The following is a 16,238-nucleotide window of genomic DNA, read 5'->3' as shown; positions in this document are numbered from 1 at the left end:
AATACTAGGTGTAAATCGTCTATTTTCACTGACATAGCAATTGCCCCGGCAGAAGCTGTTATTTTTGCCCCTTCTATCTGGGTCGTTTTTGGCCTAGTTTCAAGAAAATAGCCTAAAAACGATCTATTCGCCTCCATGGACACTATCCGTAAGCAGGGTTTCCTGAACTCCATCATCTCTTACGCAGGGATGATTATTGGATATGTGAACCTGGTAGTGCTTTTCCCGAACCTCATTCCAGATGACCATGAGCTGGGCCTGACGCGTTTCCTGCTATCGGTGGCGGCTATTTATGCCCAGTTTGCGGCACTGGGCTTCACCAACATCAGCGCCAAATACTTCCCCTACTTTAGAGACCGGGACAAAAAGCACAACGGCTTTCTGTTCCTGATGCTCTTAATCCCGATGGCGGGATTTGCGGTTGTGACGGTCTTGTTCTTGCTGATGAAGCCGGCAGTGGTAGACTATTTCGGAAAGAACTCGCCGCTGGCCGTTGATTATTATTATTACATCATTCCGCTCAGCTTCTTCACGCTCCTCTTCATCTTGCTGGATGCGTATTTGCGGTCTTTGTATAAGACGGTGGTACAGTCGTTTTTAAAAGATTTTTTAGAGCGGGTGTTGATGCTGGCTGCGGTGCTATGCTATGCCTGGGGCTGGGTAGATTTTCAGTGGTTTCTGGTGCTGTTCATCGGGGCGAACTCGGCAGTGACGTTTGTGAGCATTGTGTATTTGCTGTGGCTCCGGCAGTTTTTTGTACGGCCCAACCGCAATATGTTCCAAGTTGTACCCATGCGCGAAGTGGTGCAATACGGCCTCTTCTCGTTTTTAGGCAACGTCTCCTCCTCCATTATCAGCTTTATTGACACAGGCATGATAGCCCATTATCTGGGTTTGGACGGGGTAGCCTATTATACCACCGGCTACTTCATCACCTCGGCCATTATGGTGCCGTCCAGGAGCCTCAATAAGATTGTCTACCCCCAAGTAGCAGACTATTTTAAAGCTAGCAACATGACAGGGTTGAAAGGGCTTTACCGCCAGATGACCCGCGTGAACATGGTGATTGGCTTCCTGCTCTTTTTGGGCATTTGGTGCAACGTGGACAACATCTTCGCGATTATGCCCAAGGACTTCAGCCAAGGAAAGTACGTGATTCTGTTTATGGGCCTCAGCCGACTGTTTGATTTGGCTACGGGAATTAACGGTATGATTTTGCTCACAAGCAACAAGTACCGCTATGACCTGTATTTCAACATCCTCATGATGGTCTTGGTGGCCTATACCAATTACTTGTTAATCCCAGAGTATGGCATTAGTGGCGCGGCCTTCGCGTCTATGGTGGTGTTTGTAATATACAACCTTTTCCGGGTGGTGTTGGTGGCGCACTTCTTCAAGATGCAACCCTTTGGTTGGGATTCTCTGCTGATTGTGGTCATCTCCATTTTAGCCTTTGGCGCTTCCTGGTTGCTTCCACAATTGCCGATTGTGGTTTTGGATATTGCGGTGAGATCCGTATTGATTACCGCCGTATATGGAGGATTATTGGTGCTATTAAAAGTTTCGCCTGAGGTAAACAATGGCATCCGGAAAACACTAGTGCGTTTTGGATTCAGGGAATGGAAGTGGTTGTAATTCCACCTTTGCTACTAGAAATTTTGCGCTTATAACCTTTGTAACAATTGAAGTAATTCCTGCTCGCGTCTTGCTTCTGGGTATTGATTAGATATTTTTTCCCGGGCCATATTCCCTAAAGTAGAAGCATCAGAAGCCATTGCTTTCTGTAGTACTTTCACTAATAGATTGCTATCTCTTTTCTCCAGCACAAACCCAGCATCTCCCACAATTTCCGGCATAGAAGAAACATTGCTCACCACAGGCACGCAACCACAAAGCATGCTTTCGCTTAAGGCATTCGGGAAGCCTTCAGACATGGAAAGTTGCATGTAGAAGGTATGCGCACTGTACACCGCCTTTAAATCAGCCAGCGGCATTTTAGGCAATAGCTTTACGTTTGCAGGCTGGTCAGGAAAGGCAAATCCGGCTGGCGCACCCACAATGGTAAAACTGGCTTCAGGTAACTGCCGGGCCGCCTCCAAAATTAAGTCTACCCCTTTCAAGCGCTGAGTAAAGCGCATGTGCAAACCGGCGCAGACCGTCAGGAAAGAATTAGGTTGTCGCTGAACAGTAGCATCTGGTCTCCAGAAGCTGGCGTCATACCCATTGAATACTACCGTGTGCGGCGTCTTTAAACTGGGGCAATGGAACCGAAACCCTTGGTGCGGAAAATCATCAGGCTGATAGGTATAGTCCTGCCACACCAGCTTCTCATGCACCGGTGCAATGTGGCTGGCCAACTGGTACGACCACCGTGTGAATTTGCCTAAAATGGGTTTAGCGAAACAACCGTAGCCAATGCTGGGAAAGGAAACACAGTCAGTGCCGCCGGCCACTATCAAGATCGGCTTTTGGGCTATTTTCCCGAAAAGAGCCGGAAACCAGGAATGGTAACCGGCAAACATGCAGACCAGTTTCCCTGCTGTCCAGATATGCCGCAACAAAAAGAAAAACTGCCTCAAACAAACCAAAGGCGTCTGCCACTTTTTGGCCGGTAGAAATCCTATATGCCGCACCTCGTACGCCTTCTCCATGATCTGCAAGTCCTTCACCACAAACGAGGAAAGGCCAGGATAGAAATAGAGAAGAACCGGACGGCGGGCAGACATAGACAACTTAGGTGGTTACAGCCACTTTGAGGAAAGATCCTGCAACTTCAAGTCAACCTTCGACTTTGGTTCTACTTTGGCAGGTACCAAGCGTTGCTTTAACACAATCCACTGGTAATCTTCTATCTGCGAGAATAGGGAGTAGCTCTCCAGAGAATGTAAATAAAGACCAGCGGCATAGGTATTGCGCAACAACTCATCTGTGTGAATGGGCTGATCAATTACCTGTAACAACTCAGGCTGATTCTCGCGCACCCACGTCAAATACAAAGGATGGGGAATATTGATAGCTACCACAGAGCCTGCGTGTAAATGCTGAGTAATCACCTGAAACAGATGCGGATGCTGCTCCAAAGGGATATGCTCAATCACGTCTGGTAAGACCACAAAGTCAAACTTTTCGGGCCGGGCGAAGTCCGTCATGTCAGACACCACAAACTCTACGTGGTTGAATTCCTGGTTAAAGCGGCGGGCCATGTCAATGCTCTTAGGCGAGATGTCCACGGCCAGTACCTTGCCTTGCGGTGTGGCCTTAGCCAGCAAATGCGTCACGGTTCCAATCCCACAACCAATCTCTAGCACCTTGGAATTAGCCTTCAAGCCCGCCTTCTTTAGGTTATTTAAGATGGTCCGGTGCCGGATGTGGATGCCTTTCTTGAACTGTTGCTCTGTATAGTCGTCGTAGAAATTGGAAACGCTCATTATGATTAATTAGAAATTATGAATTAGAAATTAGAAATGGATGGCAATAAGTAGAAAGTGCCTCTGTAAAGATGAAAGGCATTTCTAATTTCTAATTTTTAATTGGTCTTGGCTTCGAAGGGCATAGATTCGTTCAATTATTTCTACCACTTTCAGGCCTTCCAGGGCGTTGGTGGTGGCGAAGGTCTTGCCTTTGAGCGTATCAATCACATTCTCAAAGATGAAATGGTGGTTGGCGGCGCTGCCTTTGTAATGACCGTAGTCGTTGGCGGGGCTGCTAGGTGGTAACTCAGGCATCACATAATCCTGCACGTGGCAATATTCTACCTCATTCATGTATTGGCCGCCCACTTTGATACTTCCTTTTTCGCCAATGATGGTCATGCTGCTTTCCAGGTTATTGTCCCAGACGGCCGTAGAGTAATTAAGCGTACCGGCTCCGCCGTTCATAAACTCAAATTGAATCAGGCCACTGTCTTCAAAGTCGGTGAGCTGGGCATGGTTGAAGTCCTTGAACCTTCCAGAGATGTTCTTGATGTCCCCGAACAGCCAATACATGATGTCAATGAAGTGGCTGAACTGCGTGAACAGCGTACCACCATCCAGTGCTTGGTCGCCCTTCCAGGTGCCGGGTTTGTAATAGCGGGCATCACGGTTCCAGTAGCAGTTAATCTGTACCATGAAGATTTCGCCCAGACGATTCTCCATGATCATCTCTTTCAGCCACAGGGACGGCGGGCTATACCGGTTCTGCATCACGCAGAATACCAGTTTGGATGTCTGCAAAGACTTGTAGATGATGCGTTCACAGTCGGCTTTGCTCAGGGCCATGGGTTTTTCGCAAACCACGTGGCTGCCGCTTTCCAGGGCCAGCATGGCTTGATCGGCGTGAAAACCGTTGGGTGTACAAATGCAGATGACATCGGCTTTGGGACCATGGGCCAAGAATTCTTCCATGCTCAGGAAGAAGGGCACGCCGTAGGGGTCCACCTCTGACTCGCGCGCGGGGTCCGTGTCAACCATGGCCACCAACTCGCCCTCGGGGTGGCGCTGTACCATGGTGGCATGGCGCTTGCCAATGTGCCCCGCTCCTATTACCGCAAATTTTATCTTCTCTGACATGTACTGTCGTGTTATTCGTTTTTAGCCTGCTTTCTGGAAAATAGCCCAAAACGGCATTTTAATGGATTACCTAAAGGCCCGTATTACTTATGGTACTCTACTGCTGAAAAAATCTGATTACTTTCTCTGCGATAAAAGCTTGTTGTAACTCTGTCAACTCTGTATGCATGGGCAAGGAGATCACGCACTTACAAAGAAGCTCAGACACCGGGAAGTCTCCGGCTTTGTACCCTAGATAAGCATAGGCTTCGTGCAAATGCAAGGGCACCGGATAGTACACCATGCTGGGGACACCCGCCTGTTGTAGGTAGTCTTTTAAAGCATCGCGTTTTTCTGGAACCACCTGCAAGGTATACTGATGGAATACATGCGAACTGTAAGGCGCCCGAGTTGGAATGGAGATGCCTTCTAAATCTGAGAAATAGGAATCATACGTGGCCGCAGCTTTTTGGCGGCGCAGGATAAAGTCATCTAAGTGCTGCAGTTTCACTTCCAATAAGGCGGCCTGTAGCGTATCTAACCTGGAATTGACGCCTACTCTGGAGTAATGGTATTTCTTCTGCTGCCCATGGTTGGCAATCTGCTTAATGACAGCTGCCAGTTCCTCATCTTGCGTGAAAATGGCCCCGCCGTCTCCCATGCAACCTAAGTTCTTAGACGGAAAGAAGGACGTGGTGCCTATATGGCCCATGGTGCCGGCAAAAGAAGTCCCGCCCTCGGCATCTATATACTGCGCGCCAATGGCCTGAGCGTTGTCCTCAATCACGTACAATTCCTGCGCAATTGCCAAGTCCATAAGCTCTTCCATGGGAGCACACTGGCCAAACAGATGCACGGGCATGATCGCTACGGTCTTGTCTGTAATAGCAGCACGTACCTTGGCAGGGTCAATGCACATGGTGTCTGGCAGCACGTCTACAAAGACAGGCTTTAAACCCAACAAAGCAATCACCTCGGCGGTGGCCACATAGTTAAACGCCGGCACAATCACCTCTCCGCCTACTGGCAAATCCAAGGCCATAAGAGCTATCTGTAAGGCATCTGTTCCATTAGCACAGGGTACCACATGTTGTGCGTGCAAATAATTACCTAATGATTTAGCAAAGGACTGCACCTGCGGACCGTTAATAAAAGCGGTACTGTCTACCACGGCTTGCATGGCGGCGTCTATCTCTGGTTTCAGGCGTTGGTACTGACCTTTCAGGTCTACCATCTGGAGTGGGTTCATGCTCTAAAAAATTGCAGACAAATATACAGATAGCTTTTCAGAAGCCTTGCGTCTCTATCTATCATTCTAAAAAAGATATCAGATACATAGAAGAGCGGCAATACATTTAAAGTACAAAAGCCCATTGTTCTTGAAATGGATTAGCCTTATTTGAAACAAACACGTACAAGGACCGTTCAAAGGCATGGAAGAAGATATTCTTCCGGAAACTAAACTAACCACAACTATGAAAAGCACTAATTTCTTCAAAAAACATACGCTGGTGTATGGCGCTTCTCTTCTATTGGTATCTACTCAGTTTGCCTGCAGCAAAACCGATACGAAAGAAACTGCCAGCACTACCACCACCACTACTACCAAAACCAGTGATGAAGCGTATGACGATTACAAAAACTACGTGACCCAGATGGAAACCGACGTTAATTCTGGCTGGGATTCTACCGCCACAGACTGGGATACCCGTATGGAAGCTGCCCGCACGGACTATGACACCCGCTACAATGCCGTTAACCAGTACGCTGGTGATTTTGACGACACCCGCCGCGCAGAGTATGAAGAACTACAATCACGTTGGAACACTGCCTGGACCACCCGCGAACAGCAGTACAACACTTGGAAGCAGACCAACCAAAGCGGTGGCAAAGCCATGACTAAAGTGGACATGTCTTCTATGGACGTGAAAAAAATACCTTCTTACACGGCTACCAACATTAGAACTGCTTATGAGGATTTTGTAGCCCACGTAGAGGCAAACAAAGCCAACTATACCAATGACGATTGGAAAGCAGTAGACATGTACTGGGCTCAGTTAGATGACCGTAAGAACGCCATTCAGAGCCAATTGTCTGACAAAGACAAATGGGAAATCACCAAAGCCAAAACCAAATACCAGACTATGAAAGCTGGTAGCAAAACTGGTAACGCCGCTAGCAGCGTTGGCTCAGAAGTGAAAGAAACTGGAAAAGACATTTCTAACAGCAAAGTAGGTGAAGCCACCAAAGACGCTGGTAAAGCCGTGGGTAACACTGCTAAGAAAGCCGGTCAGAAGATTGGTGATGTTGTGAAAGACAATGACTAATCCTTTGAAGCCATAAAATTCACAAGAAATATGTGAATGTGATTCCCCAGTAAGTTACCCTGTCAGGGACTTACTGGGGAATTTTGTTTTTGGACTGTTTTCTGGAAAATAGGCCAAAAACGCTTTATTTCCTTCGCATCAATTGATCCAGTAGCATTAACCGGTACACGTCAAAAAACTGCAAGGAGGGCTTTTTTGAAAATAGCTTTTCTTTTAGCAATGGCATCAACCAGCTAGAACTGGCCCTAAGCAACACCATTATTCCTATTTTTTGCAACCGTTGATGTACTTGCAGCAACTTACTTTCTTGCCCAAGCTTTCCTGCTTTTTGCAACTGCACTAGGTTTTGAAGAGCTGTCAATGTCTTCTCTAAAAACACCTCACCGGTCTCCAAGCCCAAATGCTCTACTGGGTTGTCTATGTGATGAACGGGAAGTTGATGTTGTCTTAACTGGCTGGCAAATAATGTATCTTCATGGCCATACGCAGTGACTGTGTCTCTCTGGAAATGCTTTAAAAATACTTCCTTCTCCACCACCAAATTACTCAAAAAGACACGATTATACGGCGCTTTTTGACGCTCCTGCGCGAGTGCCTGCTCCCTTGCTTTCCCATAGAGCCACCGTAAGTAAAAGGCTGATACTGGCGGTGTGTCTTGGTAGCAAACCCCTCCTACGGTAACCGCCCCTGTATGCTGGTTTATATAGCGAGCAAGGAAATCAGAAGAGACGAGGAGAACGTCATTGTCCAGAAAAAGCAGGGTCTTGTACCTGGCCTCCTGCGCCAATAAGTACCTAATCTGAGAACGTCCTATATTTGCCGGTAGCTCTTGGTAAATTACTTGAGGAATAGAAGCTAGCGAATGGTTGAGCCTTTTATACTCTAGCAGAGAGCCGTCATCATACACGCGTATCTCAACCGGAATAGAAATAGTGCTGGCTTGTTGGACCAAGTCCTGGACCAACTGAATTACAGAACGGTTATAAACCGGAATGAAAATAGATAACTCAGTTACCATCTACCAGCGAGAAATCTTCGCGGGAAGAGTCAAGCACGCGGCCCTGGTCACACTTAATGATGCGTCTTGGATAGCGTTGCAGGGTCTGGTGGTTGTGCGTGGCCATGAGAATAGCCGTGCCTGAATTGTTGATCTCCTCAAAGAGGCGCATGATGCCATCGGTCACGTCTGGGTCTAGGTTACCCGTTGGCTCATCTGCAAACAAAATCACTGGCTCGTTGAGCAAGGCACGGGCAATTACTACGCGCTGTTGCTCACCGCCAGAGAGTTGGTGCGGCATTTTGTTGGCGGCCGAGTCCAAACCCACACGCATGAGCACCTCAGAGATGCGGCCTTTGATCTTGGACTTGTCTTTCCAGCCGGTAGCTTTTAACACAAATCTAAGGTTCTCAGCTACGCTTCTGTCAAACAGCAACTGAAAGTCCTGGAAGACAATGCCAATCTTGCGGCGCAAGTAAGGGACTTGTTTCCAGGTGAGGGATTGGATGTTGAAACCGGCTACTTGGGCGCTTCCCATTTTTAGGGGAAGATCGGCATAGAGAGTCTTCAGCAAGGAGCTTTTTCCGCTTCCGGTACGGCCAACCAGGTAGACGAACTCGCCTTTGTCAATGGAAAAAGTCACATCACTCAAGATGGTGTTCACTTCTTGAAAAATTGAGACTTTCTGTAAGGTTACCACTGGGTTAGACGAAAATTCCATAGCCGTTTTTGTTAGATGCTAGACATTAAACGCTAGTATCAAGACTAGATAAAACTGATAGGTAAAGGGTAAAGCTAAGTGAAATTGACCGAGGGTCTAAATCTCCAGCTTTTGTAGTTTGCCAAACTCCAGGCTCTCAATAAGCGCGGCCAGCGGTTCTTCTTTTCCAGCCAGGCCGTAACGGTCCATGTTCTTCAACGGACGGTCTGCCCTGAAATACGCAATCAGCACGAAATTCTCATCGCGTAGCTGAATGTAATCCGGAATCTTGGCCTTGCCTTTTACCTTGATGATGTACACTTCTTTGTAATTAATAATGAATAATGACCAATGAATAATATTTGATGATTAATCATTGGTCATTATTCAATAGTCATTAAGAATTAGCTTTCTTGTGGTCTGCCAAGAATTTAGCCAGGCCGCTGTCTGTCAATGGGTGGTTCAACAAAGCAGTGATCACGTTCAATGGGCAGGTAACCACATCGGCGCCAATCTCTGCGCACTGCACCAGGTGCATGACGTGACGCACAGAGGCCGCTAGAATCTCAGTTGGGTAGCTGTAGTTGTCGTAAATCTGTCTGATTTGCTCAATCAAAGCCAAACCGTCAGTAGCGATGTCATCTAAACGACCCACAAACGGAGAAACGTACGTAGCACCGGCTTTGGCCGCCAATAAAGCCTGACCGGCAGTAAACACCAGCGTGCAGTTGGTTTTAATGCCTTTGTCTGAGAAGTATTTGATGGCTTTCACGCCGTCCTTGATCATAGGCACCTTCACTACAATGTTAGGGTGCAGCTGGGCTAGGTCCTCGCCTTCTTTGATCATGGTCTCATAATCCGTGGCAATCACCTCGGCAGAAATGTCACCGTCTACAATCTCGCAGATGGCTTTGTAGTGCTTCATGACGTTGTCAAAGCCTACAATGCCTTCTTTGGCCATTAAAGAGGGGTTGGTGGTTACGCCATCCAACACGCCCAAGTCATGGGCTTCGCGGATTTCATCAAGGTTAGCGGTGTCAATGAAAAATTTCATAGCAGAATGAGTTAGGAAACACAAATCTACTTGAATCTAAAAGAAAACCGAACCGGGTTGTGAAGTATTTTGCCTGAGGCGGCTAGTGGGAGAACGGAGAATCCGTTGGGGTATGGGCAAAAAAAGCGGCAAATCGAGTATCGCGCCGCTCAACCACTTACCCTTGCTCCCTTCCGGGCCTGGGGGAGTTCAGTAGGAGCTGGCCGTACCGATTTGCCGTTGCAAAGATACGAACACTTTCTAGCAGAACAAGTCGTTTTTCGTCTATTTTCTGGAAACCAAGCTAAAAACGAAGATTTACAAGTCAAGTAAAAAAGTAAGCCTCAGATTTATAACAAGATAAATCTGAGGCTTACAACATTGTTCTACCTATGGAATTCCTTATTTCTTTCTTTTGATGTTTTTGAACGTGACGTTGATGTTACGGCTACTGCCGCTAGACTTATAAATGTTGCCTACTTCCCAGTTGGGGAATGAATAGGTAGGCACATAATATTCTAGGCCATATTTTAATTTTGCGATGGACCCACTGATCACATCTGTGGCCTTGTCATAGTGCAGGGAGATAGTGCCGTCTAATATCACATCACAGCCTGGTGATAAGGCACGCGAACCATCAGCAAAGCTCTGGCCGTTTTCTACGCACACTATATTGGCGTCTTTGGCGGCAAAGGTGGCGGGCAATTGGTTGACGGTTCTGTTTTTCAAAGTGAGCGCAAACCAAGCCTGCTCTTTTACTTTAGAAGTATCTTCAAAAAGAATGATTACTTCATTGCCTTCCTCCACAAAAAACACTTCGGTTTTATTTTTTGAGGTAACCTTGTAGGTCTCGCCATCCATCTCATTATATAAGTTGGCATGCGAATCTTTGTAGCGCGCATCCACTTTGATGCTGTCCACCATGGAGAATTCGGTTTCGGTAGGACCAGCCACGGCTTTTGGTTCTTCGTTCTCTTTGTCCTCGTTGCAGGATACTAGCGTGAAAGAAAGCGCCAACACGCTAAAGATTTGTTTTACAGGGTTTAGTAGAGAGTTTTTCATACTATTTGTTGACTAAAAGGAGTATCTGTTTTATTGTATATTCCCCTAAGCTAATATCTTGCCAAAAATTCACCCGCGCTGGCATAAAAGCCCAATCGGTTGTTTTTCAATCAGATACAAGCTTTCATATTTTTAGAAGGAAATTCCCAGTGCAAATAGTGTTCACTAGTAAACCACAATTGACCGGGCACCTTCTTAGACCTAAAAGCATTACCCCTCCCCTACGCCGTAAACTGCTTCTCATGAAGTATTCAATTTATTCTTTCACTTTTTAACCAGCCCGTGTACCTTTGCACATGCCAGAAAAGATTCTCATCCTTGACTTTGGGTCTCAGTATACCCAACTCATCGCCCGCCGGGTTCGCGAACTGAATGTCTACTGCGAGATCCATCCCTACAACAAGATTCCTGCCTTAAGCCCAGACTTGAAAGGCGTTATCTTATCTGGAAGCCCCTGCTCTGTGCGGGAAAAAGACTATCCTAATCCAGACCTCACCCCTTTTTTAGGCAAACTACCTGTGCTAGGCGTTTGCTACGGTGCCCAGTTAATGGCCCAGGAAGGCGGCGGCGAAGTAATTGCCTCTACCATTAGAGAGTACGGCCGCGCCAAGCTCAACCACGTGGACCAGCACAACCGCCTGCTAAAGGAAATCACCATGGACTCTCAGGTTTGGATGAGCCATGGCGATACCATCAAGCAGATTCCAGACAACTTTGAAATCATTGCCAGCACCGAGTCCGTGCAAGTGGCCGCTTATAAAGTAAAAGACCAGGAAACCTACGGCATCCAGTTCCACCCAGAGGTAACGCACTCTACAGAAGGCAAGACGCTACTGCGCAACTTTGTGGTGCACATCTGCGAGTGTTCCCAAGACTGGACCCCAGATCAATTCATTGAAACCACAGTTGCTGATTTGAAAGAGCAGATTGGCACTGACAAGGTCATATTAGGCTTATCCGGAGGGGTAGACTCCAGCGTGGCAGCCATGCTCATTCACCAGGCCATTGGCAAGAACCTCTACTGTATCTTTGTAGACAACGGTCTGTTGCGCAAAGACGAGTTTGAGGGTGTGCTGCACTCTTACAAAGACATGGGCTTGAACGTGAAAGGCGTAGATGCCAAAGACATGTTCTACACCGCCCTAGCGGGTCTCTCTGACCCAGAGGAAAAGCGCAAAGCCATTGGCAAAGTTTTCATTGACGTGTTTGACCAGGAGTCGCATTTGGTAGAGGATGCCAAGTGGCTAGGCCAGGGCACCATCTACCCAGACGTGATTGAGTCGGTATCTGTGAAGGGTCCATCTGCTACTATTAAATCCCACCACAACGTAGGAGGTTTACCCGATTTCATGAAACTGAAAGTAGTGGAGCCGCTTAAGACCTTATTTAAAGACGAGGTCAGGTTGGTAGGCAAAACCTTAGGCATTGATCCGGCTATCTTAGGCCGTCATCCTTTCCCGGGCCCCGGCTTGGCCATCAGGATTCTAGGCGATGTAACCCCAGAGAAAGTAGCCATCTTGCAAGAGGTAGACCATATTTTTATCAAGTCGCTCAAAAATTCTGGCTTGTATGACCAGGTTTGGCAGGCCGGTGCCATGCTATTGCCGGTACAGAGCGTGGGCGTGATGGGCGATGAGCGCACCTATGAGCGCGTAGTGGCTTTGCGCGCCGTGACCAGCATTGACGGAATGACCGCCGACTGGTCGCATTTGCCGTATGAGTTCTTGGCTGATGTTTCTAATGAAATCATTAACAAGGTGCGCGGGGTCAACCGCGTGGTCTATGACATCAGCTCAAAACCACCCGCTACCATTGAGTGGGAATAGCGTTTTTGGCCTAATTTCCGGAAAACAATGAAAAAACGACTTGTCTTGGCGGCCATGTTTCTCACCTTCGGGTGGCAGGTGCAGGCCCAGAACAATGCAGAACAGTCTACGCGCTTTAACAACGGCCGCTTTCTTTTAGACCAGCAGAAGTACGCACTGGCCATGGAAGAACTGTTGCCGCTCACCTCCATTTCGGCGAGTAGCCAATACGCGCCAGATGCGGCATTCTTATATAGTGTAGCCGCGGCCAAGCAGAAGAAATGGAAAGAGGCAGAGCAGATGTTGACGCAATTGCAGATGCAGTTCCCTACCTGGGGCGGTTTGTCAGATGGGCAGTATTTGTTGGCGCAGGTGCAGTTTGAGAAGAAGGAGTATCAAAAAGCGTTGCAAACTCTCAATGCGCTGCAAAACTCTGGCTTACAGGAAGAGGCAAACGCCATGAAGCGTCATTACCTGTTGCAACTGCCAGACAAGTCCACGTTCCAGTATTTGGTGCGCCAGTATCCAGACGATGCTACTTTGGGTAAGGCCTATGTTGACCGGTTGGTCAGCGGATGGTACACGACTCAAGACAGAACCCAGTTAGAGGATTTGGTTCGTAAATTCAATCTGGATAGAAGCTACCTCACGCGCACTACCTCGCTTAAAAAGAACGAGTACAACCTGGCGGTGCTTCTGCCCTTTAACGTGACAGATTCTGGCGCGCGTTTAGAGAAGAAAAACCTGTTCATCACCGATTTCTATGCGGGTATGAAAGCTGCTCAGGACTCTTTGCAACGCCAAGGCATTAAAGTGAACCTGTTCCCATATGACTCGGGCACTGATTCAGCTCAGGTTCGGCAGGTGCTTCAGTTGCCTGAGCTTTCTAGCATGGACGCCGTGGTGGGACCCATTTTCAAAAGCACCAGCGTACAGGCGGCCAAACTGGCCCAGCAACGCGGCCTCAACATGGTCAATCCATTCTCTGATGACCTAGACATGACCAAAGGCAATCCATACTTGGTTTTACTAGAGGCTTCTACAGCTACCCAAGGACAACGCGCCGCGGTGCATGCGTACCAAAACTTCTCTAAGAAAACCGCCGCGGTGATTTATGACAGTGGCAAAGAGGACACCACGTTTGCGGGGAATTTCAGGAGAACGTACATGGCTCTAGGCGGCAAGGTACAGGTCTTCCAGAAGATAAACTCTAAGACCAGCGGTTCTGTAGGGGGCGTACTTGGTTCCATTAACCTGAGAGATATAGGGGTGCTGGTAATTCAGTCCTCGGCGGCCAACGTAGCGGCAAGCGCGGTGAGTAACCTAGAGCAGAAAGCTTCTAAGGTGCCTTTGCTGGTTCCGGCCAGTTGGTTGGAGTTTTCTCAAATCACGTTCTCTCAGCTTGACTTTCTGGAAGCCTACTTTCATTCGCCTAAGTTCGTGGATCTAGACGACCCGGCGGTGCAGGCATTTAGAAGAAACTACACGCGCAAGCACAATCTGCCCCCTTCGGCGTTTACCTATAGCGGCTTTGAGTTAGTGTATTACCTTGGCCATCAGTTGAGCACGAATGGCTATGCTTCTCCCCTTCGTTTAGGCGGCATGCTACCTAGCCTTTTTTACCAGGGCCTGAGCTACCAAAACCAAAACGGGCAACCTACACAAGACAATCAATACGTGCCTATTCTCAAAATTGACAACGGCCGCTTATTAATAGTGAATCCAGTCCTTTAATGTTAGACATAAGACACAAGATATAAGATTCAAGATAAAAATCTTGTGTCTTGTGTCTTGTGTCTTGCATCCATAAAATCATAATGTCCCTAACCCATACCACCAGCCAAGAGCTATTTGCCAGAGCCCAGGATTCTATTCCAGGCGGCGTAAACTCACCAGTCAGAGCCTTTAAAGCCGTAGGCGGACAGCCTCTTTTCATGAAAGCTGCCAAAGGCGCTTATCTATTTGACGAAGACGGAAACCAGTACCTGGACCTCATCAATTCCTGGGGTCCTATGATCCTGGGTCATGCCCACGAGGTGATTGAAAAAGCCGTACGCGATGCCTTGCCCGGTTCGCTTTCCTTCGGGGCCCCTACCCGCCGCGAAGTAGAGATGGCCGAGCTCATCATCAGCATGATTCCCAGCGTGGAGAAAGTGCGCATGGTAAATTCCGGCACCGAGGCTACCATGTCGGCCATCAGAGTGGCCCGCGGCTATACCGGAAGAGACAAGATCATCAAGTTTGAAGGCTGCTACCATGGCCACGGCGATTCTTTTCTAATTGCCGCCGGCAGCGGAGCCGTGACCTTGGGCGTACCGGACAGCCCGGGCGTGACGAAAGGCGTGGCCAATGATACCTTGACTGCTCCGTACAATGACCTGGCTGCTGTCCAGACTTTGATTGATGCGAACCCAGCCCAGATTGCGGCCATTATCCTGGAACCGGTGGTAGGAAACATGGGCTTGGTGGTGCCGGCCCAGGGCTTCTTGCAAGGCCTGCGTGACTTATGTACTAAAGAAGGCATCGTGTTGATTTTCGACGAGGTGATGACCGGTTTTAGGTTGGCTAAAGGAGGTGCGCAGGAATTATATGGTGTGATGCCTGATATGACCACGTTGGGTAAGATTATCGGCGGCGGCATGCCGGTGGGTGCTTACGGCGGAAAGCGCGAAATCATGAACTCGGTGGCCCCAGCGGGACCCGTTTATCAGGCTGGAACGCTTTCGGGGAATCCCATTGCAATGTCGGCTGGCATGGCGGCCTTGACGTATTTAAATGAACACCCAGATGTCTACACCCAACTGCAAACCATCACTGACAAACTGGTGAACGGCACCAAGCAAAACATGCAGCAGCTGGGCTTGAACTATACCATCAACCAGGTAGGCTCCATGTTCAGCTTGTTCTTTACGGAGCAGCCGGTGACAGACTTCGCCTCAGCCAAAACCTCAGACCTTGGTCGCTTTGGCAGGTATTTCCATGAGATGTTGCAGCGTGGCATTTACCTGGCTCCTTCCCAGTACGAGACCCTGTTTGTATCAGCAGCAATCACGGAGGACTTGGCAGATCAATATTTAAAAGCCAACTTGGAAGCTTTGCAAGCGACTCTGTAGTCGTTCAAAACATCATTGACTAGATAAGGCACTTGGCATCTTCAGGTGCCTTTTTCTTTTTAGGCCAGTACGCTCCGTTTTCGGCCTCTATCCCAGAAAATAGGCCAAAAATGAAGTGGTTATTTTAGGTTCTTACTATCTTTCTTTCTAGCATCAAGTTCGTTATGGCGCATTCACACCAAGACAAATTCAGTTTATCCATCAGCGTAAAGCCAGAAGATATTGACGAGCTAGGCCATGTGAACAACGTAGTGTATGTACGCTGGGTACAGGAGGTTTCTGCCGCGCATTGGGCCCACGTGGCACCGCAGGAGATCAAGGAAAAATACCTGTGGGTGATCTTACGCCATGAGATTGACTTCCTAAAGCCTGCCATGCCACATGATGAGATTACGGGCTATACGTGGGTAGGAGAACACCAAGGGGCTAAGTTTGAGCGCTTCGTGAGTTTGTACAGAGGCGGAACAGAAGAGCTGCTGGCATCGGCCAATACCACCTGGTGTTTACTGGATGCCCAGACCATGCGACCCAGACGCATTGAGCAGGAATTGATTGACTTGCTGTAACCGCACCCCTTTTTTGGTCTTATTTCTAGAAAACAGGCCAAAAACGGCACTTCGCACCTTGCCCGTGGCAAAACACACAATTTCACCGTACCTTGCGGGCTAATAC

15 protein-coding genes and 1 other RNA gene are annotated in these 16,238 nt (G+C 48.2%); 6 read left to right on the top strand and 10 right to left on the bottom strand.

From position 1 onward, the window contains the following. The first annotated feature begins 135 nt into the window (after positions 1 to 135). Complete coding sequence (locus TH61_RS13610; RefSeq protein WP_066510409.1) at positions 136 to 1,635, top strand: lipopolysaccharide biosynthesis protein; 1,500 nt, start codon at positions 136 to 138, stop codon at positions 1,633 to 1,635. Positions 1,636 to 1,664: 29 nt separating this feature from the next. On the opposite strand, the gene TH61_RS13605 is transcribed toward TH61_RS13610, so the two are convergent. The 4 genes from TH61_RS13605 to TH61_RS13590 all read right to left on the bottom strand — a co-directional run bounded on the left by TH61_RS13605 (position 1,665) and on the right by TH61_RS13590 (position 5,778). Next, positions 1,665 to 2,726, bottom strand: a complete 1,062-nt coding sequence (locus TH61_RS13605; RefSeq protein WP_066510407.1) for a glycosyltransferase family 4 protein — start codon at positions 2,724 to 2,726, stop codon at positions 1,665 to 1,667. Positions 2,727 to 2,741: 15 nt separating this feature from the next. Further along, positions 2,742 to 3,428, bottom strand: a complete 687-nt coding sequence (locus TH61_RS13600) for a trans-aconitate 2-methyltransferase (protein ID WP_066510399.1) — start codon at positions 3,426 to 3,428, stop codon at positions 2,742 to 2,744. An 84-nt stretch (positions 3,429 to 3,512) separates the two neighbouring features. Then, a complete protein-coding gene (locus tag TH61_RS13595; RefSeq protein WP_066510394.1) occupies positions 3,513 to 4,550 on the bottom strand; it encodes a Gfo/Idh/MocA family protein in 1,038 nt (345 codons plus the stop codon). A gap of 97 nt (positions 4,551 to 4,647) precedes the next feature. Then, entirely contained in the window at positions 4,648 to 5,778 is a 1,131-nt protein-coding gene (locus tag TH61_RS13590; RefSeq protein WP_066510393.1) for a DegT/DnrJ/EryC1/StrS aminotransferase family protein, read from the bottom strand. 226 nt (positions 5,779 to 6,004) lie between these two features. On the opposite strand from TH61_RS13590, the gene TH61_RS13585 reads away from it, so the two are divergent. Beyond that, on the top strand, positions 6,005 to 6,856 hold the full coding sequence (locus tag TH61_RS13585) for a DUF6565 domain-containing protein (RefSeq protein ID WP_157600718.1): 852 nt from the start codon (positions 6,005 to 6,007) through the stop codon (positions 6,854 to 6,856). Between the two features lie 124 nt (positions 6,857 to 6,980). On the opposite strand, the gene TH61_RS13580 is transcribed toward TH61_RS13585, so the two are convergent. From TH61_RS13580 to TH61_RS13555, 6 genes are all read right to left on the bottom strand, one after another. Further along, the gene (locus TH61_RS13580) at positions 6,981 to 7,874 is read right to left on the bottom strand and encodes a glycosyltransferase family 2 protein (RefSeq protein WP_066510388.1); all 894 of its coding nucleotides are present in this window, start codon (positions 7,872 to 7,874) and stop codon (positions 6,981 to 6,983) included. Further along, positions 7,864 to 8,574, bottom strand: coding sequence for a cell division ATP-binding protein FtsE (locus tag TH61_RS13575; protein ID WP_066510386.1), 711 nt, complete (start codon positions 8,572 to 8,574; stop codon positions 7,864 to 7,866). The genes TH61_RS13580 and TH61_RS13575 overlap by 11 nt, the downstream gene beginning before the upstream one ends. 96 nt (positions 8,575 to 8,670) lie before the next feature. Next, positions 8,671 to 8,874 (bottom strand): fructose-6-phosphate aldolase, encoded by a 204-nt coding sequence (locus TH61_RS13570; RefSeq protein ID WP_066510384.1) that lies wholly within the window; start codon positions 8,872 to 8,874, stop codon positions 8,671 to 8,673. 76 nt (positions 8,875 to 8,950) lie between these two features. Continuing rightward, positions 8,951 to 9,607, bottom strand: a complete 657-nt coding sequence (gene fsa, locus TH61_RS13565; RefSeq protein WP_066510381.1) for a fructose-6-phosphate aldolase — start codon at positions 9,605 to 9,607, stop codon at positions 8,951 to 8,953. 121 nt (positions 9,608 to 9,728) lie between these two features. Next, positions 9,729 to 9,828: signal recognition particle sRNA small type (gene ffs / locus TH61_RS13560), an RNA gene on the bottom strand. A 160-nt stretch (positions 9,829 to 9,988) separates the two neighbouring features. Further along, complete coding sequence (locus TH61_RS13555; RefSeq protein ID WP_066510378.1) at positions 9,989 to 10,648, bottom strand: hypothetical protein; 660 nt, start codon at positions 10,646 to 10,648, stop codon at positions 9,989 to 9,991. Positions 10,649 to 10,944: 296 nt separating this feature from the next. Between TH61_RS13555 and guaA the strand changes: the two genes are divergently transcribed. The 4 genes from guaA to TH61_RS13535 all read left to right on the top strand — a co-directional run bounded on the left by guaA (position 10,945) and on the right by TH61_RS13535 (position 16,132). Next, the gene (guaA, locus tag TH61_RS13550; protein WP_066510375.1) at positions 10,945 to 12,474 is read left to right on the top strand and encodes a glutamine-hydrolyzing GMP synthase; all 1,530 of its coding nucleotides are present in this window, start codon (positions 10,945 to 10,947) and stop codon (positions 12,472 to 12,474) included. A gap of 27 nt (positions 12,475 to 12,501) precedes the next feature. After that, positions 12,502 to 14,187 carry an ABC transporter substrate-binding protein gene (locus TH61_RS13545; protein WP_071887847.1) on the top strand — a complete coding sequence of 562 codons (1,686 nt, stop codon included), beginning with the start codon at positions 12,502 to 12,504 and terminating at the stop codon, positions 14,185 to 14,187. Positions 14,188 to 14,270: 83 nt separating this feature from the next. Next, positions 14,271 to 15,566 carry a glutamate-1-semialdehyde 2,1-aminomutase gene (gene hemL / locus TH61_RS13540; protein WP_066510373.1) on the top strand — a complete coding sequence of 432 codons (1,296 nt, stop codon included), beginning with the start codon at positions 14,271 to 14,273 and terminating at the stop codon, positions 15,564 to 15,566. Positions 15,567 to 15,730: 164 nt separating this feature from the next. Then, entirely contained in the window at positions 15,731 to 16,132 is a 402-nt protein-coding gene (locus TH61_RS13535; protein ID WP_066510367.1) for a thioesterase family protein, read from the top strand. Positions 16,133 to 16,238: the final 106 nt, after the last annotated feature.

The organism is Rufibacter sp. DG15C, assembly GCF_001577755.1.
Classification (GTDB): Bacteria; Bacteroidota; Bacteroidia; order Cytophagales; family Hymenobacteraceae; genus Nibribacter.
This window is presented reverse-complemented; position numbering and strand designations above follow the sequence as displayed.